Origin of the sequence: Achromobacter kerstersii, from assembly GCF_902859595.1 — a bacterium.
GTDB classification, from domain to species: Bacteria; Pseudomonadota; Gammaproteobacteria; order Burkholderiales; family Burkholderiaceae_B; genus Achromobacter; species Achromobacter kerstersii.
The window spans coordinates 242,100-262,303 of sequence record NZ_CADIJQ010000002.1 but is presented as its reverse complement, the minus strand read 5'-3'; the positions used below and the strand labels follow the sequence as shown (position 1 = coordinate 262,303).

At 65.6% G+C, this 20,204-nt stretch carries 16 protein-coding genes; 10 read left to right on the top strand and 6 right to left on the bottom strand.

Annotated elements, in window-relative coordinates:
* The first annotated feature begins 47 nt into the window (after positions 1–47).
* Together tex and HV765_RS10045 are read left to right on the top strand one after the other, a co-directional pair.
* Positions 48–2,426, top strand: coding sequence for an RNA-binding transcriptional accessory protein Tex (tex, locus tag HV765_RS10050; RefSeq protein WP_175169651.1), 2,379 nt, complete (start codon positions 48–50; stop codon positions 2,424–2,426).
* A gap of 289 nt (positions 2,427–2,715) precedes the next feature.
* Positions 2,716–3,228 carry a hypothetical protein gene (locus HV765_RS10045; RefSeq protein ID WP_175169650.1) on the top strand — a complete coding sequence of 171 codons (513 nt, stop codon included), beginning with the start codon at positions 2,716–2,718 and terminating at the stop codon, positions 3,226–3,228.
* A gap of 109 nt (positions 3,229–3,337) precedes the next feature.
* Here HV765_RS10045 and HV765_RS10040 read toward each other — a convergent pair whose 3' ends face one another.
* The 5 genes from HV765_RS10040 to HV765_RS10020 form a co-directional block, all read right to left on the bottom strand.
* The gene (locus tag HV765_RS10040; RefSeq protein ID WP_054423828.1) at positions 3,338–4,657 is read right to left on the bottom strand and encodes a tryptophan--tRNA ligase; all 1,320 of its coding nucleotides are present in this window, start codon (positions 4,655–4,657) and stop codon (positions 3,338–3,340) included.
* A gap of 152 nt (positions 4,658–4,809) precedes the next feature.
* Entirely contained in the window at positions 4,810–5,133 is a 324-nt protein-coding gene (locus HV765_RS10035) for a DUF3325 domain-containing protein (protein WP_054423829.1), read from the bottom strand.
* Positions 5,130–6,884, bottom strand: a complete 1,755-nt coding sequence (locus HV765_RS10030) for a PepSY-associated TM helix domain-containing protein (RefSeq protein ID WP_175169649.1) — start codon at positions 6,882–6,884, stop codon at positions 5,130–5,132. Before HV765_RS10030 ends, HV765_RS10035 begins: the two co-directional genes overlap by 4 nt.
* Positions 6,881–7,162, bottom strand: a complete 282-nt coding sequence (locus HV765_RS10025) for a DUF3649 domain-containing protein (RefSeq protein ID WP_175169648.1) — start codon at positions 7,160–7,162, stop codon at positions 6,881–6,883. The genes HV765_RS10030 and HV765_RS10025 overlap by 4 nt, the downstream gene beginning before the upstream one ends.
* Positions 7,163–7,185: 23 nt before the next feature.
* Positions 7,186–7,818, bottom strand: a complete 633-nt coding sequence (locus HV765_RS10020; protein WP_054423835.1) for a DUF4198 domain-containing protein — start codon at positions 7,816–7,818, stop codon at positions 7,186–7,188.
* A gap of 253 nt (positions 7,819–8,071) precedes the next feature.
* Between HV765_RS10020 and HV765_RS10015 the strand changes: the two genes are divergently transcribed.
* The 8 genes from HV765_RS10015 to HV765_RS09980 all read left to right on the top strand — a co-directional run bounded on the left by HV765_RS10015 (position 8,072) and on the right by HV765_RS09980 (position 17,594).
* On the top strand, positions 8,072–8,986 hold the full coding sequence (locus HV765_RS10015; RefSeq protein ID WP_054423837.1) for a dihydrodipicolinate synthase family protein: 915 nt from the start codon (positions 8,072–8,074) through the stop codon (positions 8,984–8,986).
* A gap of 201 nt (positions 8,987–9,187) precedes the next feature.
* Entirely contained in the window at positions 9,188–10,120 is a 933-nt protein-coding gene (locus HV765_RS10010) for a 4-hydroxyproline epimerase (RefSeq protein ID WP_175169647.1), read from the top strand.
* Between the two features lie 20 nt (positions 10,121–10,140).
* The gene (locus tag HV765_RS10005; protein WP_175169646.1) at positions 10,141–11,361 is read left to right on the top strand and encodes an NAD(P)/FAD-dependent oxidoreductase; all 1,221 of its coding nucleotides are present in this window, start codon (positions 10,141–10,143) and stop codon (positions 11,359–11,361) included.
* Positions 11,358–12,968, top strand: coding sequence for an FAD-dependent oxidoreductase (locus HV765_RS10000; RefSeq protein WP_175169645.1), 1,611 nt, complete (start codon positions 11,358–11,360; stop codon positions 12,966–12,968). The genes HV765_RS10005 and HV765_RS10000 overlap by 4 nt, the downstream gene beginning before the upstream one ends.
* A 9-nt stretch (positions 12,969–12,977) precedes the next feature.
* Entirely contained in the window at positions 12,978–13,778 is an 801-nt protein-coding gene (locus HV765_RS09995) for an inositol monophosphatase family protein (protein WP_054423848.1), read from the top strand.
* A gap of 63 nt (positions 13,779–13,841) precedes the next feature.
* The gene (locus HV765_RS09990; protein WP_054423850.1) at positions 13,842–14,891 is read left to right on the top strand and encodes an ABC transporter ATP-binding protein; all 1,050 of its coding nucleotides are present in this window, start codon (positions 13,842–13,844) and stop codon (positions 14,889–14,891) included.
* The gene (locus tag HV765_RS09985) at positions 14,888–16,540 is read left to right on the top strand and encodes an ABC transporter permease (protein WP_054423852.1); all 1,653 of its coding nucleotides are present in this window, start codon (positions 14,888–14,890) and stop codon (positions 16,538–16,540) included. The genes HV765_RS09990 and HV765_RS09985 overlap by 4 nt, the downstream gene beginning before the upstream one ends.
* 34 nt (positions 16,541–16,574) lie before the next feature.
* Positions 16,575–17,594, top strand: a complete 1,020-nt coding sequence (locus HV765_RS09980) for an extracellular solute-binding protein (protein ID WP_175169644.1) — start codon at positions 16,575–16,577, stop codon at positions 17,592–17,594.
* 107 nt (positions 17,595–17,701) lie between these two features.
* On the opposite strand, the gene HV765_RS09975 is transcribed toward HV765_RS09980, so the two are convergent.
* Positions 17,702–20,161, bottom strand: a complete 2,460-nt coding sequence (locus HV765_RS09975; RefSeq protein WP_175169759.1) for a TonB-dependent siderophore receptor — start codon at positions 20,159–20,161, stop codon at positions 17,702–17,704.
* Positions 20,162–20,204 lie beyond the last annotated feature (43 nt).

Sequence of the window (20,204 nt, the reverse complement as noted above, 5' to 3'; positions counted from 1 at the left end):
TATGGCACAATCCGCCCCTTGTTTTTCCTTTTTGTCGTCGTATAGAGATGTCTGAAACTTCCGCTATCACGAACGTCGCCGCCGGCGTCGACAACGCCCGCATCGTCGCGCAGCTCGCCACCGAGCTCGGCGCGCGCGCCTCCCAGATCGCTTCGGCGGTGGAACTGCTGGATGACGGCGCCACCGTGCCGTTTATCTCTCGCTATCGCAAGGAAGCCACTGGCGGCCTGGACGATACCGTGCTGCGCAATCTGGAAGTGCGCCTGGGTTACCTGCGCGAACTCGAAGAGCGCCGCGGCTCGATCCTTGAATCCATCTCGCAGCAGGGCAAGCTCACGCCCGAGCTCCAGCAGGAAATCGCCACGGCTGACACCAAGCAGCGCCTGGAAGACTTGTACGCGCCGTACAAGCCCAAGCGCCGCACCCGCGCCCAGATCGCCCGCGAGGCCGGTCTGGAACCGCTGGCCGACGCCATCCTGGCGGACCTTGCCTGCGACCCCGCCGTGCTGGCCGCGCAGTACCTGAACCCCGAAGCGTCGATCAACGACGCCAAGGCGGCGCTGGACGGCGCGCGCGACATCCTGGCCGAGCGCTACGCGGAAAACGCGGACCTGCTGGCCGACATGCGCGAGCACCTGTGGTCCACCGGCCTGATCTACTCCAAGATGATCGACGGCAAGGAAACCGAGGGCGCCAACTTCCGCGACTGGTTCGACTTCAACGAGCCGCTGCGCACGCTGCCCTCGCACCGCATCCTGGCGCTGCTGCGCGGCCGCCAGCAAGGCGTGCTGGAACTGCGTCTGGGCCTGGAAGCCGAGCTGGAAGCGCAACTGCCGCACCCGTGCGTGGCGCGCATCGCCAACTTCCTGAAGCTGGGCAACGGCCTGTTCGCGCTGGACGCCACGCCGCGCGCCCGCTGGCTGGGCGAAGTCTGCCGCTGGACCTGGCGCGTGAAGCTGCTGACGGCATTCGAAAGCGAACTGATCGGCCGCCTGCGCGAAAGCGGCGAAGCCGAAGCCATTCGCGTGTTCGCCGCCAACTTGAAAGACTTGCTGCTGGCCGCGCCTGCCGGCCCCAAGGCCGTGCTGGGCCTGGACCCGGGCATCCGCACGGGCTGCAAGATTGCCGTGATCGACCAGACCGGCAAGGTCGTCGACACCACCACCGTCTACCCCTTCGAACCGCGCCGCGACCGTGAAGGCACGATCAACACGCTGGCCGCGCTGGTGGCGCGCCACAAGGTGGACCTGATCGCCATCGGTAACGGCACCGCATCGCGCGAAAGCGAGAAGCTGGTGGGCGACATGATGGAACGCTTCCCCGACCTGAAGGTCACCCGCGTGGTGGTCTCCGAGGCCGGCGCGTCGGTGTATTCCGCATCGGAAACCGCCGCCCTGGAATTCCCCGACCTGGACGTGACGCTGCGCGGCGCCGTGTCCATCGCCCGCCGCTTGCAAGACCCGCTGGCCGAATTGGTCAAGATCGATCCCAAGGCGATCGGCGTGGGTCAGTACCAGCACGACGTCAACCAGCGCGAGCTGGCGCGTTCGCTGGACGCCGTGGTCGAAGATTGCGTGAACGCGGTGGGTGTGGACGTCAACACGGCATCGGCTGCGTTGCTGGCTCGCGTGTCCGGGTTGAACTCGCTGCTGGCCAAGAACATCGTGGCCTGGCGCGACGAGAACGGCGCGTTCCCCACGCGTGAAATCCTGCGCAAAGTGCCGCGCTTTGGCGAAAAGGCCTTCGAACAGGCCGCCGGCTTCCTGCGCATTCCCAACGGCGACAACCCGCTGGATGCGTCGTCGGTTCACCCCGAAGCCTATCCCGTGGTCGAGCGCATCGTCGCCAAGATCAAGGCGGAAGTGAAGCAGATCATCGGCCAGCGCGAAGCCCTGAAAGGCGTGTCGCCGTCCGACTTCACCGACGAGCGTTTCGGCTTGCCCACGGTGCGCGACATCTTCGCCGAACTGGAAAAGCCCGGCCGCGATCCGCGCCCCGAGTTCAAGACCGCGCAGTTCAAGGAAGGCGTGGAAACGCTGAACGACCTGTACCCGGGCATGATCCTGGAAGGCGTCGTGACCAACGTGGCCAACTTCGGCGCGTTCGTTGACATCGGCGTGCACCAGGACGGCCTGGTCCACATTTCGGCGCTGGCCGAAAAGTTCGTGAAGGACCCGCGTGATGTGGTGCGCGTGGGCCAGACGGTCAGCGTGAAGGTGCTGGAAGTGGACGCCGCGCGCAAACGCGTCGCGCTGACCATGCGCCTGAACGACACCGCTGCCCCGGCTCGCCGCAGCGGCGACGCGCCCAAGGGCGGTGACCGCCCGCGCCGTTCGCAAAGCGATGGCGGCCGCGGCAACGCAGGCGCTGCCGCAGGCGGCATGAACAGCGCGATGGCCGACGCCTTCGCCAAGCTCAAGCGCTGATTCCCGAAGATTCACCGCTCATCAAAAAGCCCGGCGCATCGCATGCGCCGGGCTTTTTCTTTAGCTTAGGACTTTCCCTTAGATTGGCGATTTCCTTGCGCTCCCTCAATCAAGCAATCTAAAAATAAGGGAAAATATCGAATTGTGTCCAAATAATAAAAGCCGGTGGCGTTGGGGAACTCGGCAGGCACAAACATCCATGATCAGGCGAACCGCGGCGCGAACCGTCTATCAGGCAAGAAATCCAAAAAAAGCGCCCCTACCCTGAAAGCCCGGAGAGCGATTCGTCATGCGCAATACCATTACGCTTGCCGCCAATGAAGCGGCAACGATCACCGAAAAAGAAGCCGGCGCGGGCGGCGCCTACAGCGAAGTCACGCTGGGCCAATATGCGCACCTGATCGTTGATGGCGCGGAAGTCACCTTCAAGCACATCACGTTGGAACGCCTGGGCACCCGCATCATCGAATTGCAGAACGGCGCGCAGCTGCATGTGGGCGCGCTGGGTTTCGCCAGCATGGGCGCCAGCATCGTGTACCGCATCGGCGCGGGCTGCGCGCTGGTATTCGACGCCAGCCAATGGGACCCCGAAGTGGTCGCCAACACAACCTTCGACTTCGTCAGCCAGGGCAGCGGCACGCTGAAGTACTTTCCGTTCATCAACCCGGAATGGCTCGACTGCCCGAACGTCACGGGCTATTCGGAAGGCGACATGCTGGAGATCGCGGGCCAGGGCAACGCCCAGCGTTTCCAGGTGCGCGATGGCCGCATCGTCGCCAACGCGAACGCACGCGCAGCCTGAATGTGAAACGACGCGGATGGGACCGTATCCCATACCGCGTCGTAATCCAGCCTGAGCGGGCGGCGCGTGCAGCGGCGCATGATGCCGCCACACCGCCCCGCTATCCCTTTTATTCCTGAGACATCGACACCAGCGCGTCGCGCACGCGGCCCAACAGGACGGGGTCCACATCCCCAGCCGCGGCCGTGTCAGCCCCTTGCAGCAGGCCCGTCAGCACCGCGTCCGAGGGATCGGACTTCAGCGTTTGCATCAAGCCGCCCGCGTCCTTCGGATTGGCAAAGCCCGGCGACAACAGCAGCTCTTCGCCATCGGCAGCCAGAAGGCGGAAGCGGAAAGCGCCGTCTTCATCGCGGAAGCTGACGAAGCGCGCGCCCTTGCCCTTTTCCTTTTTGCCCTGCGCCTTGCCCGCCGTGGCGCCCGCGTTCAGGTTGCGCAGGCCCACGGCCTCGCGCAGTTCCTGCATCAGCGGCAGCGCCAGCGTGCGCGCCTTGGCGGCGCCGGCTTGCAGAATGTCTTCGATGCGGCCGGGGTTGGCGATCAGGTCAACGTACTTCTCGCGCATCGGCGCAAGCAGGTTTTCCAGATGCTCGTACAGCGCCTGTTTGGCGTCGCCCCAACCCATGCCCTCTTCCAACTGCTTGCGGAACGCCGCCGATTGCTCGTGCGTGGCGAATGCGCGGTACAGCGTGTACAGGTGCGAGCTCTCGGCGTCCTTGGGTTCGCCGGGTTCACGCGAATCGGTCACGATGCGCATCACCGACGCGCGCAGCGCCTTTGCGCCGCCTTCGAACAACGGAATGGTGTTGTTGTAGCTCTTGGACATCTTGCGGCCATCCAGGCCGGGCAAGGTCGCCACGTCTTCCTCGATCACCACTTCGGGCAGCGTGAAGTAATCACGGCCGTACAGGTGGTTGAAGCGCTGGGCGATGTCGCGCGCCATTTCCAGATGCTGGATCTGATCGCGGCCGACCGGCACGCGGTTCGCGTTGAACATCAGGATGTCCGCGGCCATCAGGATCGGATACGAGAACAAGCCCATCGTGACGCCGTCGTCGGGCTCCACGCCCTTGGCCACGTTCTGGTCCACCGACGCCTTGTAGGCGTGCGCGCGGTTCATCAGGCCCTTGGCCGTGACGCAGGTCAGGAGCCAGCTGAGTTCGGGAATTTCAGGAATGTCGGACTGGCGATAGAACGTGACACGATCGTGGTCCAGGCCCACGGCCAGCCAGGTCGCCGCGATTTCCAGGCGGGAACGCGCGACACGCGCCGGATCATCGCACTTGATCAGCGCGTGATAGTCCGCCAGAAAAAAGAATGCGTCCACGCCGGGCTGCGTACTGGCCTGCACGGCGGGCCGGATAGCGCCCGCATAGTTGCCAAGGTGGGGGGTGCCAGTGGTGGTAATGCCAGTAAGGACGCGGGTATTCATGGGGCGAAGAGGCGTTTGCTAGGGGAAACGAGCAGTGTAACGTGCCGGAGCGCCCAGCCGTCGGGCGGGCGTCTTCGTCGCCGGGATGCGTGGAATGGCTCAGCGGGGCTCGGTCAGGGCTGGCTCGGCGCAACCCGAGCCGGCCGGCGAACTTACAGCACCGCCAAGAGCGGCGCCGCCAGGGCGCACACCCCGCCCGTGGTCAGCGCGGCGCGCGGGCGGAAGGTCAGGAACCAGATCAGCAGCAGGCCGGCAATGCTGAGGATGCCGATCCACTCGACCGTGCCGTAGCTCCAGCCCCACACCGCGGCTGACGCGCATAGCGATAAGGCCAGCGCGATCCAGCCGAACGCGCGCAACGGCACCCGATGACGCCGGGGCATGGCCCGGTCGAACAGATCTTCGTAGTGGCGGTCCATGCCCAGGCACAGGGCGGAAAACCCCGCGTAGGCCAGGCAGAAGGCGGCAAGCGTCATGGCGTATCACCTCGCGGTTCATAAACGACGGCACTGGGGGCGGACTTCGTCACGGGCGCCTCGGCAACGGGGGAAGACGGGTGCCGGGTGGAGGCGGCGGGCGCGGCGGCAGCGGCAGCGGCAGGCGCAGCGGCAGCCCCTTTTTCCGCGTGCGGCTTGGCGGCAGCGCGCGGCTTGGCGGCAGCGCGTGCCGGCTGCGTCGCAGGCGCCTTGCGGGCCCGCGCCGCCTTGCGCGCCATCCAGGCGAACAACAGCGCCGTGGCCAGGCAGGTCAGGTCAAAACCGGCCATCACCCAATCGCCCTGCGGCAGCGACACGCCCAGGTGACGCGACGTGGTCAACGCATTGACGACCGGCACCAAGGCCATCGCGGCAGCCGCCACGGCCAGCAGGTCTTGCCATTTGCGGCGTTGGAACACGAAGGCATAGACCAGCGACAGCGCCCACGCCGAAAAGAACGCGCGCACTTCCCAGAGTTGGCGGCCGGGCATCTCAGCGGGCAGCAGGCGGTTGGCCAGGAAAAATGCAGCCACGCCAAAGACCACGCCCGCGATCGTGCCTGCGTTCAGGCCATCGACCAGACGCAGCGAAAAAGCTTCGCGGGCATCGCCCGGACGCGCCTTCTGACGGCGCTTGGCGATCCAGAGCACCAGCCCCGTGCCGACCATGCCGGTGCCAGCAAGGCTGACCACAAAGTAGAACCAGCGCAACAGCGGTTCAGCAAACAAGCCCAGATGCAGGCCGATGATGGTGCCGGCCGTCTGCACGGTGCCGCTAAGGTCATCCTCGCCTTCCAGGTACTTCCCAGTCACGCCATCAAAACGCATGTACGGCGCCAAGCGCCCATACGACACGCCATCGGCGGCGTCGCGCACCATCGTCACGGTGGCGCCGGCGTCGCCCGGGTTATTGACGGTGACGCGGCCGACGCGGCCCTGCCAGTGTTGCTGCGCCTGCTCAAGCAGCGGCGCAATCGGCAGCAGCGGGGCGGGCTGATTCAGCGGCGGCGTGACCTTGAACGATTTGAAAACGTCGTCCGTGTATTGGCGCGGATTCTCGTAGACGGCGTTGATGCCGGCCGGCATCAGCATCACCATGAACAGCATCAGGCCGCTGAAGGTGATCATCAGATGAAACGGCAGCCCCAATACCGACAGCACGTTATGGCCGTCCATCCAGGCGCGCTGCCCACCCTTTTTAGGGCGGAAGGTAAAGAAATCGGTGAATATCTTTTTGTGCGTGATGATGCCGCTGATGATCGCCACCAGCATGAACATGCCCGCGATGCTGGCCAGCCAGCGCCCCCACGGGTACGCGGTTTCCAATTCGAAATGGAAGCGGTAGAAGAACTCGCCGCCGCGTGTTTCCCGGCCTTTGACTTCCTGCCCGTTCTGATCCAGCTTCACGCGCACGAAACCGCGCTCGCCCGGCTTGGGCTTGGCAACCTGGTACAGCAGCAGCGTCAGCGGTTCGCGAGCGGTGGGCGGCGTGATGAACCAGCGCTTGGCGTCCGGCGCATTGTCATTCAGATAGCGTTGCGCCATCTCCACGGCTTGCACGGCAGGCAGGGCCTGCACCTGAATTTCCGGCTGCATCCAGCGCGTGATCTCGGGCCGGAAAAACGCGAGCGAACCCGTCAGGAACATCGCGAACAACACCCAGCCAAAAATAAGCCCCGCCCAGGTATGCAACCAGGACATGGACTGGCGCAGGCCTTCTTCGCCTTGCGCGCGGGCTTTGCCTGCCTTCATGCCACCCCCATCGTGCGGCCGGCCAGGAACAACGCGCCCAGCACGGCGGCAGGGATCAGGATGCCCGCCCAGGCGCGCCAGGCGTTGCGCGTGGCGAACACCCAGATCACGCCACAGGCGTAGACCACGAAGGACAACATCTGCGCCGTGGTGACGGCGTCCGCCCGCCCCATGGGCAGCCAGACGGCCAGGCAAGCCGCAGCCGCCGAGGCGAGGGCATAGCCGCCCAGGATGGCCGCAGCCGCCCTGGAAAATACGGCCATTCGATAGCGCATCATGCCTGCGCCGGCTGCGGGAGCTTTCACTTGGACACGTTGAAGGTCAGGGTGGAAACGTAGCGGATCTTGGCGTAGGACTTGCCATCAGCCTCGCCCGCCTTCTCTTCGACGTGCGCGGCTTCCAGCACGTACTGGCCGGGCCACGGCGTCGTGATTTCGATGCGGCCATTTTCATCACTGTAGAAACGCTTTTCCCACTTCGGCGGGCCGAACACGGTGACTTCGGTCTTGGCCAGCGGCTTGCCCTGGAATTGCAGCACGAAGGTGTTGGCGTCTGCGGCGGTGGGGACGAGTTCCAGATCCAGCTTGCCTTGCGTATCCGCGCGGCCGGCCTTGGCGCCGTACTTCACCAGCGTGTCTTTGAATTGAATGGGCTGAGCCAGGCGGACGTCGCCCTTGCCAGCGGCTGCGAATTCAACGAAGTCGGCGCCTTCGGCCGATGCCTTCAGCGTCTTGCCATCGGCTGCCGTCACCACCGGCGACACCAGGACTTTGCCCAACAAGCCATCGCGCTTTTCGCGCAGGTCATCGGCCCACTCGCCAAAGTACGCCTTGGCCGGACCCTCGGCAGTGCGTTCCAACCAAACAAAGTGCGCTTGCGCGGCGCCTGCCGAGCCCAACAGGGCAATAGCGGCCAAAGTCCTTGCGAATTTCATTGTCGATTTTTCCTCATTGTGGATCTTGTGGGTCTTGTGGGTCTTGTCTTCAGTCCGATCACCACAACAGGCAAGCCCCGCGGCCAATGCCTGTTTGACAAGGCCTGAATTATAACCATTCTCACTAAGATCCACAGCTAAAAATTGGGGCCTGACACTTTGCGCTGGTTAACCCTCATGGCTTACCCCTTCTCTTTAAATATATTTAACGTATATTTTGAGTTTCTAACGCCCCTTCAACCAGGAGTCCGTCATGACCCACCCTCGCTGGACTGGCATCTTTCCCGCCATCACCACCAAGTTCCACGCCGATGAACGCATCGACGCCGAAGGCACGGCCAAGCACATCGACTTCCAGATTCGCAACGGTATTCACGGCGTCGTCACCTGCGGCTCTCTGGGCGAGGCCAGCACGCTGACGCTGGAAGAAAAGCTGGAAGTCACCAAGATTGCGCTGGACGCCGCCGGCGGCCGCATCCCGGTTCTGGCCAACGTGTCCGAGACCAGCACCCGTGAAGCCCTGCGATTTATCGACGGCGCCAACAAGCTGGGCGTGGCCGGATTCATGGTCATGCCCTCGCTGATCTACGTCGCTGACGCCCGCGAAGCCATGCAGAACGTGCGCACCATGGCGGATGCCGCCCAGCAGCCCGTGATGGTCTACAACAACCCGATCGCCTATCGCGTGGACTTGAGCCCCGCGCACATGGCCGAGCTTGCCGACTGCAAATGGCTTGCGGCCGTCAAAGACAGCTCGGGCGATACCCGCCGCGTGACCGACCTGCGCAACGCCGTCGGCGACCGCTACCAGATCTTCCTGGGCGTAGACGATCTGGCCTACGAAGGGCTGGCGCTGGGGTGCGATGGCCTGCTGGCCGGCGTGGGCTGCGCCTTCCCGCGCGAAACCGTGGCGCTCTATGACTTGATGAAAGCCGGCAAGCACGCGGAAGCCCTGGCGCTCTATCAATGGATGACGCCGCTGCTGCATCTGGACGTGTCCACCAAGCTCGTGCAAAACCTGAAGCTGATCGACGTGCTGGTCGGCGTCGGCACCGAACACGTTCGCCGCCCGCGCCTGCCCGTCATCGGCGAAGAGCGCGCACTGATCGAACGCGTGGTGGCACAGGCGCTGGCCACGCGTCCGGCTCAATACCAATCCGTTCCGTAAGGCATATGCGTGACATCGCCATCACGCTTCGGGCGACGTCACGCAGCTAATTGCCTAGACTGAGCCGGTCAAAGGTTGGCCGTGGCGGCTTGCCCTAGTGGTTGGCCGTGACGGCTCCCCCTGGCGGCTGACTGTCGTGGCTGGCCGTAGTCGTTGGCCATCACGGTTGGCCGTTCACTCCCTTGCAGATGAAGCGCGTCAATGAAACAGATCCGTGTCGTCGATTCCCACACGGGCGGTGAGCCCACCCGGCTGGTCGTGGCCGGTTTTCCTGCGCTGGGCGCGGGCAGCATGGCTGACCGGCAACGTCGGCTGGCATCCGATCACGATGCGTGGCGCGCCGCCACCGTGCAGGAGCCCCGGGGCAGCGATGTCATCGTGGGCGCCTTGCTGTGCGAACCCGCAGACCCGGCCAACGCCGCTGGCGTCATCTTCTTCAACAACGCCGGCTATCTGGGCATGTGCGGCCACGGCACCATCGGCCTGGTCGCCACGCTTGCCTATCTGAAGCGCATCGGCCCGGGTGAACACGGCATCGAAACGCCCGTTGGCGTTGTCCGCGCCACGCTGCACGACGACGGCGCGGTCAGCGTGCGCAATGTGCCCGCGTACCGCAGGCATCACGCCGTGCGCGTCAACGTGCCGGGTTACGGCGAGGTCATCGGCGATGTCGCCTGGGGCGGCAACTGGTTCTTCCTGATCGGCGAACACGATCAACGCGTCGCGCCCGACAACCTCGACGCCCTGACTCATTACGCACGGGCCGTACGGCTGGCCCTGGCGGCAGCGGGCATTACGGGCGCGGATGGGGCCGAAATCGACCACATCGAACTGTTCGCACCCGACCCGGCAGCCGACAGCCGCAACTTCGTGCTGTGCCCCGGCAACGCCTATGACCGCTCGCCCTGCGGCACGGGCACCAGCGCCAAGCTGGCCTGCCTGGCGGCCGATGGCAAGCTCGCTCCTGGGCAAGTCTGGCGCCAGGCCAGCGTGATTGGCAGCGTGTTCGAAGCCAGCTACGTACGGGACGGCGACCACATCATCCCCACCATTCGAGGCCGCGCCTATGTCTGCGCGGAATCCACCTTGCTGATTCCGCCGGACGATCCTTTCGGCTGGGGCATCCGGCTGTAATTCCACGACGGGGGCTTTATATGTCTCACGGCCATACAGACGTGCTGGTCATCGGCGCCGGCATCATCGGCGCGGCCTGCGCGCACGAACTGGCGCTGGCCGGCTTGTCGGTACGCGTGGTGGATGCCCGGCTGGGGGGCGCCACGCAAACCGGCATGGGGCATTTGGTCGCCATGGATGCCCACCCGGCCGAACTGGCGTTAAGCGCCGCCTCATTGGAAATCTGGCGCGAATGGGGCCCCCGCATGAACCACACGGACCCGGCATGCGCCTATACCGGTTGCGGCACGATGTGGGTGGCCGAAAGCGATCACGACATGGCAGAGGCCGAGTGCAAGCAGCGCCGCTTGCTGGAGCACGGGGTGTCCTCCACGCTGTTGAACGCACAACAACTGGCGCAAGCCGAACCGGCCTTGCGCGCCGGACTCGCCGGCGCATTGCAAGTGTCCGGCGACGCGCTGATCTATGCGCCCAGTGCCGCCCGCTGGCTGCTCACGCATGCCCCTCCGTGTCTGTCTTTCGAAGCCGTTGAAGTCTGCAAGATCGACGCGCAAGGCGTGGTCCTGTCCGACGGTTCCCGGCGCACCGCTGAAGCCATCGTGCTGGCAGCGGGCATGTTGGCAAGCCGGCTGTGTGACGACCTGCCTCTGCATCCCAAGAAAGGCCATCTGGCCATCACCGACCGTTACCCCACCGGTATCCGCCATCAATTGGTTGAGCTCGGCTACACGGCCAGTACCCAGCAGCGCGAAGGCGCCGCAGTGGCCTTCAACGTGCAGCCCCGCCCCACCGGCCAATTGCTGATCGGGTCCTCCCGGCAAATCGGTGACCAGCAATACGCGGCGGGTTCTGCGGCGGGTTCTGCCGCGAGTTCTGCCGCGAGTTCTGCCTCGAGCTCCGCCGCGGGTTCCGCCCCCGACACCGCCCTCACCCCCGCCGTCGAACCCGCCGTGTTGGCCAGCATGCTCCGGCGCGCGATCGGCTATCTGCCGGGCCTGTCCGGCTTGAACCTCATCCGCACCTGGACGGGCGTGCGCGCCGCCACCCCGGATGGGCTTCCGCTGATCGGCCGCCACCCTTCGCGCGACAAGCTGTGGCTGGCGGTCGGCCATGAAGGCCTGGGTGTGACCACGGCCCCCGCCACCGGCCGCCTGCTGGCCGCGCTGATGACCGGCGCAGCCACGCCGCTGGACCCCACTCCATTTGCCGCATCCCGCTCCTTCGACGAGGTCACGCCATGACGAAGACTCCGCCCGACTGCGCACGCTTGCGCATCCAGCTCGACGGCCAATCCTTGCGCGTCGCCGTGGGCAGCAGCGTCGCCGCCGCGCTCGCCCTGCGCGCACCCGGCAATTCCCGCATCTCTGTCTCGGGCGAAAAGCGTGCAGCGTTTTGCGGGATGGGCATCTGCCATGAATGCCGAGTGCTGGTCGACGGCCACTTGCGCCTGGCCTGCCAAACCCCTTGCCACGACGGTATGCGCGTCGACACCGTTCTCGACCCAACGGCCTGGGCCGGCGTACCGGATCGGGCAGCTGGCCAACACCGCACCTGCGACCTGCTCATTGTTGGCGCCGGCCCAGCTGGCATGGCGGCGGCGTTGGCGGCGGCCCCCAGCGGACGCGCCATCGTGCTGGTGGATGACAACCCCGCCGCAGGCGGACAAATCTGGCGCGACGGCCCCGCTGCCGCCCTGCCTGCCCAGGCGCAGCGCCTGCGCGAACAGCTGGCGCGCCACGCAAACATCACGCTGCTATGCGGCACGCGCGTGGTGGGCCTGGCCGGCCAACCCGGACAGGCCGCGCTGCTGCTTGAAGATGCGCGCGAGGGTTGGACCCAGCATTACGACTCGCTGATTCTCTGCACCGGCGCGCGCGAATTGCTGCTGCCGTTTCCCGGCTGGACGCTGCCCGGCGTCACCGGTGCCGGTGGGTTGCAGGCGCTGGTCAAGGCCGGCACCTCGCTGCGCGGCCAGCGCATCGTCATCGCGGGGACCGGGCCGCTGCTGCTGGCCGCCGCCCGCACCGCACGCGAAGCCGGGGCCACGGTTGTACGCATTGCCGAACAGGCCGACTGGCGCGCACTCCTGCGCTTTGCCAGCGGCCTGCCGCGCTGGCCGGGCAAAGCCTTGCAAGCCATCACTCTGTTGCACCCGCAATACCGCAGCGCCAGCCATGTGCTTGAGGCCAGCGGCAACGGCCGGCTTCAGCACGTGCGCCTGCGTCGCGCCGATGGCGAAGAACAGATCGCCTGCCACCGCCTGGCCTGCGGCTTCGGCCTGATCCCCAATACCAAACTGGGCCAGATGCTGGGATGCGAACTGGATGCGCATCAGGCGTTGCAAGTGGACGATCTGCTTCAAACCTCTGTCCCCGGCGTCTTCGCGGCGGGCGAATGCACCGGCATTGGCGGCGGCGAACGGTCGCAGATCCAGGGGGCCATCGCGGGCCACGCGGCGATTGGCGAATTGGCGCAGGCCGCACGCCTTGCGCCCGACCTCGCGCGATGGCAAGGCTTCGCCAACACCGTGCGCCGGCATTTCGCGCTGCGCTCGCCCCTCTTGACGCTGGCTCGCCCCGACACGCTGATCTGCCGCTGCGAAGACGTCCCGCAATCCGCCCTGGCCGCTTGCAAAAACTGGATCGACGCCAAGCTGCACACCCGCTGCGGCATGGGCGCCTGTCAGGGTCGCGTGTGTGGCGCCGCCACGCAAGCCCTGTACGGCTGGACGCCCGCGCCGCCCAAGCACCTGCTTGCGCCCGCCCGCATCGGCACGCTGGCGGGCGTGGGCGCCAGCCTCGCTCCAGATGGCCGCCCGCCGCCTTCAAGCAGCAGCTCAACCGAATAAGGAAACCTCATGACAGACCGCCTGGCTCCCTTCATCGTCTTCGCTGAATGCCTGGCCCAAGAGGCCCGCGAACGCTTCGCGCCCTACTTGGCGACGGGGCAACACAGCGTGCCGCGCCCCGACATCAAGCCAGACCGCAGCCTTGTCACCGCGTTGGACCACGCCATTGAAGCGCATCTGCGCGCCCGCATCGAACACGCCTATCCCGACCACGGCATTTACGGCGAAGAAGGCGGCGTTGTCAGATCGGACGCCGAATACGTCTGGGTGCTTGACCCCATCGACGGCACCGCACCCTTCCTGGCTGGCGTACCGGTATTCGGCACGCTGATCGCCCTGCTGCATCGCGGCGAACCCGTGATCGGCGTCATGGACTTCCCCTCGACCGCAGACCGCTGGGTTGGCGCCGCCGGCCAGCCCACCCGGCACCGGGGCCAGCCCTGCCACACGCGCCCGTGCGACGCCATGGGCGACGCCATGCTCAGCACCAGCAACCCCGACTTCTACGCCGCCGATGAACTGCCCGCTTTCCAAGCGCTGCGCGAGCGCACCCGCTGGCGCATCTACGGCGGCTGCTGCCTGGCATACGGGCTGCTGGCGTGCGGGCGCACCGATGTCGCCATCGACGCCAAGCTGGCGCTTTACGACTACGCGCCTTTCGTGCCGGTCATTCAAGGGGCGGGGGGCGTCATCACCGATTGGCACGGCCGCGCGCTCAGCCTGGACAACCCCGCCACGCAGATTCTGGCCGCGGGCGACCCTGCCCGTCACCGCGAAGCGCTGGGCCTGCTACGACCCGCCCTGCCCTGACTCCCGCCGCTTGCCTGCTGTTGTTCGTTGATGTGCCTACTCTTGAGCCAGGAGCCGCCTGCCATGGATATCCGCATTGAAAATCTCTGCATCTCATATAGCAAACAACGCGTCATCGACGGCCTGAACCTGGCCATTCCTCCGGGTTGCTTCTTCACCCTGCTCGGCCCCAGCGGCTGCGGCAAGACCACCTTGCTGCGCACGCTGGCAGGCTTCATCCCCGTCGAATCCGGCCGCTTGTCGTTCGGCGGCAACGACGTCACGCGCGTGCCGGCGCATCAGCGCAACATCGGCATGGTGTTTCAGGACTACGCGCTCTTTCCCAACCGCAGCGTCTTTGACAACGCCGCCTACGGCCTGCGTGCCCGCAAAGTGCCGCTGGCCTTGATCAAACAAAGAGTGGCGGCCGCGCTGGACCGCGTGGGGCTGGCGCAATATGCGTCGCGCCTGCCTGCCGAGCTGTCGGGCGGACAGCGTCAACGCGTGGCGCTTGCCCGCGCGCTGGTGATCCAGCCCCAAGTGCTGCTGATGGACGAGCCCCTGTCCAACCTGGACGCCAAGCTGCGCATCCAGGTGCGGCAGACCATTTCCGAGCTTCAGCGCGAAGCGGGCATCACCACCGTCTTTGTCACCCATGACCAGGAAGAAGCACTCGCCCTGTCTGACCAGATCGCCGTCATGGAGCAGGGCCGCGTGGCGCAATTAGGCACGCCGCGCGACGTCTATGGCCAGCCTGCCAGCGGCTATGTCGCCGACTTCATTGGCGCCGCCAATCTGCTGCCAGTGCAATGCGTGGCATCGGCATCAGGGTCCGTCCGCCTGGAGCTTGACGGCCACCCCGTCGCCGCCCACGCGCCCGCGCCGCTGTCCGGGCAAGCCGTGTTGGTCGCACGCCCCGAAGACATCGGCGTATCCACGCAACCCGAAGCCGGCGTGCCCGCGCGCATCCTGGCCGAACAATACCTGGGCATCAAGATGCATTACCGGGTGGAACTGCCCAGCGGGCGCGTCATGAACGTGGATGTGCATGGCGGCCAAACGTCGCCGTTGGGCCGGGGCATGCAGATCGGCTTGATGTTTGATCCGCAGAAGACGCTGGTGCTTGCATCATGAAGCGCCTGATCGCCCTGCTCCGCTCGCCATGGACGTGGCTGTCCGTGGCCGTTCTGGCGATGCTGCTGGTCTTTCTGGTGTGGCCAGTGCTGAACATTCTGTCGGCCAGTGTGCTCGCCCGCGATGACGCCGGCCAGTCAGGCTGGCACATTCTGATATCCGATCCGCGATACCTGCGCGCCATCGGCAACACCTTGCTGCTGGGCGCCGGCGTCACGGTGCTTGCCGCCGGCATCGGCGTGCCGCTCGCGTATCTGACCGCGCGCCACCATTACCCTGGCAAGGCTCTGGTATCGATCTTGCCGCTGATCACGCTGGTCATCCCCGAGGTCATCGGCGCGCAAACCTGGCTGATGATTCTGGGCAACAACGGCGTGCTCACGCGTGCGCTGCGCGATGGGCTGGGGCTGGACCCGCCGTCGTTCTACGGCTGGCCGGGCCTGCTGACCGTCATGACCTTCACGTATTACGCCTACATCTACATCGGCACGCTGGCGGCCATACGCGGTTTCGATTCGCAATTGGAAGAAGCCGCGCAAAGCCTGGGAACGTCGCCGCCCGTGTCGCGGTTCAAGGTGATGGCGCCCGTCGTCATGCCCGCCATTCTGGCCAGCGCGCTGCTGGTCTTCACCATGGTCGTGGGCAACTTCGCCACGTCAATGATCCTGGGTCATCGTGTAGAGCTGCTATCGGTGCTGACGTATCAGGCGTCGGTCTCGGAAACCGGCAGCGACCCCGTCATGCAAAGCACGCTGGCGACGACATCGATCTCGCTGGTCATGCTGGCGCTGTTCCTGCAACGCTGGATCGTCTCGCGCGGGCGCTACGAAATCACGCAAGGACGCGGCGCGCCAGAGACCCCGATGCGCGGCCCGCGTGGTGCGGCCATGGCGTGCGCCGCGCTGGTTGTGATGGGGATGTCGATGCTGCCGCTAGGCACGCTTGCGGTCGGCGCATTCACCCGCGCGCACGGTCCCGTGATGCGTTGGGGGGAATGGACCATCGCCCATCTGGAACGCGTGTTGGTCAATGCGCCCGCGCCCGTCGTGAACTCCATCGGCTACGCGGGCGCGGCCACCTTGATCGCCATCGCGTTCAGCACGCTGGCCAGCTATCTGATCGTCAAGAAGCGCAACTTGCTGACGCCCTGGCTGGACTACCTGAGCGCCATTCCGCTGGCGTTGTCTGGCACGGTCATCGGCATCGGCCTGCTGATGACCTTCGGCCACGGCGCGTTCGACTTGTCTGGCACGGCGTCGCTGATCGTGCTGGCCTACATCGTGCGGCGCCTGCCTTTCGGCGTACGCAATGCCTCGTCCACGCTGTTCAACCTGCCCGACTCCATTGAAGAAGCCTCGGTCAGTTTGGGGGTGCCGCCCTTCACGTCCTTTCTGAAGGTGGTGCTGCCGTTGATGGCGCCCGCCATCGCGGCCGCCGCCGTGCTGACCTGGACCACCACCGTGTCCGAACTCAGCGCATCGGTGATCGTGTATTCGCCGGGACACGAGACCTTGCCCATTCAGATTTTCCGGCTGATCGACAGCGGCCTCATGGCCCAGGCGTCGGCCTACGGGCTGGTGCTGATCACGGTGATCCTGGCGCCTGTGCTGCTGGCGACCCGGGTATTTCGCATCCGGCTCTTCGCCTGAGCCTTTCTTTCACACTCGTCTCAAGGGGAACCCCATGATCCAGCTTCCTTCTCTCAACCGCCGCCAAGTGCTCAAACTGCTGGCCGTCATGGGCGGCATCTCGGCGCTGCCCACGCGCGCCAAGGCTCAACGCAGCGAAAAGGTCGTGCTCTACACGACGCTGAACTCACAATCAGTCGACACCGCCAGCGACATCGCGCGCGACGTGCTGCCCCACGTCAAACCCAGCGCCGTCGTGGGTGGCAGCAGCCAGTTGCTCAGGCGGATCGAGGCCGAAGCCGGCCAACCCAAAGGTGACGTGTTCTGGACGTCCAGCGCCAACGTCATGCACGGTTATCGCAGCCTGTTCGAACCCTACCGTTCGCCAGAAGCCGAAGCCATACCCAGCCACCTGCACGGCCCCGATGACTTATGGACGGCGGCCAACCTGCACATCGTGGTCGGCATGGTCAACGCGCGGCAGCTCTCCGGCCCCGCCCCCGTCCGTTGGGCCGACCTGACCGACCGCCGCTTCAAGGGCAAGATCATCATCGGCGACCCGGGCAACAGCTCCACCGCCTTCACCGCGCTGTGGGGGATAGAACGCGTGCTGGGCGAAGACGGCCTGAAGGCGTTGGCGCGCAACGTCAGCGTCTCCAGCGCCGCCTCGCATGTGGTGCGCAGCGTGGGGCAAGGCGAATACGCCGTCGGCATCACCTTCGAATCCACCGCCTATCCGTATGTAGCGGGCGGCCAGAAGGAAATCAGCATCCTGTACCCCGAGGACGGCACGTTCACCGTGGCGGACAACATGGCGCTGGTGAAGAATTCCCCGAACCCGGCCGCCGCCAAACGCATGTACGACTTGCTGCTGTCGCGCGACATGCAAGTGGCGCTGCTGCAAAACGCCTACCGCCGCCCCAGCCGCAGCGACATCGACGTCAGCAAGCATCTGGACATGCCCGCGCTGGATGACGTGAAGATCGTGCCAGTGGACGAAGCAGCCGCCGCCGCCGACCGCGACGCGTTCCTGGCGCGGTGGCGGGCGCATGTGGCGGCGGCGCGCAGCGCGTAACGTTTAGCGCCAGGGCCAGCAGGCGGCCACAAATAGTCACCCATAAAAAAAGCGGCCACAAAGGCCGCTTTCCTGTTCCCGCGCTTTCCTTTTTCCGCGCTTTCCGTTTACCAGCGGTACCGCAGGCTGGCCTTGATAGAACGCTGATACCCGTACCAGCACCACGACTCGCCCGAGCAAGACGCGATGTATTCCTTGTCGAACAGGTTCTGTACGTTCAGCGCGACCTGCATGCCCTTCAACGTGGGCGACACGCGGCCCATGTCGTAGTCCAGCATCAGGTCAAACAGCGTTACCGACGGCACCTTCAGGGTGTTGGTTTCGTTCGCGTACGACGAGCCGATGTAGCGCACGCCACCGCCCACGCCCATGCCGGCCAGCGGGCCTTCCTGCAACTGGTAACGCGCCCACGCCGACGCTTGCTGCGACGGCACGGCGGCGGGCGTCTTGCCCTTCAGGTCCAGTCCGGCCACGCTGGGATAGGCCTTGGAGTATTCGTTGTCCATCAACGAATACGCCGCCACCAGCGTCAGGCCGTGCATCGGCTCCGTCTTGGCTTCCAGTTCAATACCCTGCGTGCGCAATTCACCAGCCTGGATCGAGCACCGCCCGGCTGCCGTACCGCACACGTGCGTCGGGTCGGGATCGGTGGTCGTCATGTTTTCGCGGCGAATGTCAAAGGCCGCAAACGACAGCATCGTGGCGGTGCCAGGCGGCTGGTACTTGATGCCCACTTCATACTGCTTGCCTTCGATCGGCTTGAACGGCACGTTCTGCCAGCCCGTGCCGGATTGCGGCTCGAACGATTCCGAATAGCTGAAGTACGGCGCCACACCATTGTCGAAGTTGTAGATCACGCCCATGCGGCCCGTGAACGCTTCCGCATTCAACGACGACGGCGCGACGCGCCCTGTGGAGATGGTGGTGGTTTCACCCACCGTGCGCGACCAGTCATAGCGGCCGCCCAGCAGCACGGACAAGCGATCGATCTTGATCTGGTCCTGGAAGTACAGGCCGGTCTGATATTGCTTGGAGGTCGCATCCGACGAGAACGCCGGCACCGGAATGTTCTGATGATTATTCGGGTTCAGCACCGACAGCGCCGGGGCCGAGCCAAAGCCCGACAAGGTATCGGTCTTCACGTGCTGATAGTCAAAGCCCAGCAGCACCGTGTGTCCGAACACGCCAGTGTTGAAACGCGCCTGCATGTTGTTGTCGATCGTGAGCGCGCCCACATCCACATCGGTCGCGATCGACGCGCGCTGATGGTACAGGTACGTGTTGTCCGTGTAGCCGTAGTTGTTCGTCATGGCGCCGTAGATGCTGCGGTACTTGGCCTCGGACCGCGTCCAGCGCAGGCTTTGCGTCGCCTTGAACGTGTCGTTGAAGCGGTGGTCCAGCACGTAGCCCAGCGAATAGCTCTTGCGATCGCTCTTCTCGAAATTCGCGTCGCCATCGTAATAATCAGCCGGCAGACGGATGCCATCCGGCGCCGACAACAGCGTGCGCATTGCAGGCGCCGCGCCATACGAGCCCATGTCGGGGTCGCGCTGGAAGTTCGTCAGCACCGTCAGCGACGTGTCGCCATTGGGCTTCCACGTGAAAGCCGGCGACACGAAGTAGCGGCGTTCTTTCGTGTCCTTGATCTGGCCGTCGGACATATAGCCCGAGCCCACCAGGCGGTACAGGTACTTGCCCTCTTCATCCACGGGGCCGCCGAAATCGAAGTTGGCGCGGCCGTAGTCGTAGTTACCGACCTGCACTTCCACTTCGCGCAGCGTCTCAGCCAAGGGGCGCTTGCTGACCTGGTTCACCACGCCGCCCGGGCCGCCTTGCCCGTACATGACGGACGCCGGGCCCTTCAGCACATCCACGCGCTCAAGGCGGTAGGTGTCCACTTGCGGCAAGGCATCGCGCCCGCCAAATACCCGCAGGCCGTCCAGGTAGCTTGACGCGGAAAAGCCGCGCACGCTGAACTGGTCCAAACGCGTGGCGGTGGCGCCGCGCGATTCGGTCGCCACGCCCGCCGTGTAGCGCAGCACCTGGTTCAAGGTCTGCGCGCCCTGCTCCGTGATCTGTTCACGCGTCACAACGGACACCGACTGCGGCGTTTCAATCAACGGCGTATCCGTCTTGGTGGCGCTGACGCTGGCCGTGGCCACATAGCCCACCGTGGGCGCCAACGCGCTGTCCGCCATGCCGGACACCGTCACCGGCGCCAGCACATGCGTGTCACCAGACGACGTGGGCGCAGGCACGAGCGTCCAGGTGTTGCCCGACTGCCCGCGTGCTTGCAGACCGCTGCCCGACAGCAGGCGGGCAAAACCGGCGCCCACCGAGTACGCGCCATTCAGCCCGTCCGAACGCAAGCCCCGCACCATCGCGGGGTCAAACGACAGGACCACGCCCGCGCTGCGCGCGAATTGCGTCAAGGCGTCGGCCAACTGGCCAGCGGGAATTTGATACGTGCGCGACGCATTGGCGGCGGCGGCCGGTGCGGACTGCGCCCAGGCGGCGGGCATGCCCGCGGCAAGCGCGCCCGCGCACGTGGCGGCCAGCACGGCCATGCGGCCGGCGGTCAATGTGGCGCGCAGGCGCGATTGAGATGAA

Coding starts and splice junctions, on each gene's coding strand:
- tex (WP_175169651.1), top strand. CDS start 48: ATGTCTGAAACTTCCGCTATCACGAACGTCGCCGCCGGCGTCGACAAC.
- HV765_RS10045 (WP_175169650.1), top strand. CDS start 2,716: ATGCGCAATACCATTACGCTTGCCGCCAATGAAGCGGCAACGATCACC.
- HV765_RS10040 (WP_054423828.1), bottom strand. CDS start 4,657: ATGAATACCCGCGTCCTTACTGGCATTACCACCACTGGCACCCCCCAC.
- HV765_RS10035 (WP_054423829.1), bottom strand. CDS start 5,133: ATGACGCTTGCCGCCTTCTGCCTGGCCTACGCGGGGTTTTCCGCCCTG.
- HV765_RS10030 (WP_175169649.1), bottom strand. CDS start 6,884: ATGAAGGCAGGCAAAGCCCGCGCGCAAGGCGAAGAAGGCCTGCGCCAG.
- HV765_RS10025 (WP_175169648.1), bottom strand. CDS start 7,162: ATGATGCGCTATCGAATGGCCGTATTTTCCAGGGCGGCTGCGGCCATC.
- HV765_RS10020 (WP_054423835.1), bottom strand. CDS start 7,818: ATGAAATTCGCAAGGACTTTGGCCGCTATTGCCCTGTTGGGCTCGGCA.
- HV765_RS10015 (WP_054423837.1), top strand. CDS start 8,072: ATGACCCACCCTCGCTGGACTGGCATCTTTCCCGCCATCACCACCAAG.
- HV765_RS10010 (WP_175169647.1), top strand. CDS start 9,188: ATGAAACAGATCCGTGTCGTCGATTCCCACACGGGCGGTGAGCCCACC.
- HV765_RS10005 (WP_175169646.1), top strand. CDS start 10,141: ATGTCTCACGGCCATACAGACGTGCTGGTCATCGGCGCCGGCATCATC.
- HV765_RS10000 (WP_175169645.1), top strand. CDS start 11,358: ATGACGAAGACTCCGCCCGACTGCGCACGCTTGCGCATCCAGCTCGAC.
- HV765_RS09995 (WP_054423848.1), top strand. CDS start 12,978: ATGACAGACCGCCTGGCTCCCTTCATCGTCTTCGCTGAATGCCTGGCC.
- HV765_RS09990 (WP_054423850.1), top strand. CDS start 13,842: ATGGATATCCGCATTGAAAATCTCTGCATCTCATATAGCAAACAACGC.
- HV765_RS09985 (WP_054423852.1), top strand. CDS start 14,888: ATGAAGCGCCTGATCGCCCTGCTCCGCTCGCCATGGACGTGGCTGTCC.
- HV765_RS09980 (WP_175169644.1), top strand. CDS start 16,575: ATGATCCAGCTTCCTTCTCTCAACCGCCGCCAAGTGCTCAAACTGCTG.
- HV765_RS09975 (WP_175169759.1), bottom strand. CDS start 20,161: ATGGCCGTGCTGGCCGCCACGTGCGCGGGCGCGCTTGCCGCGGGCATG.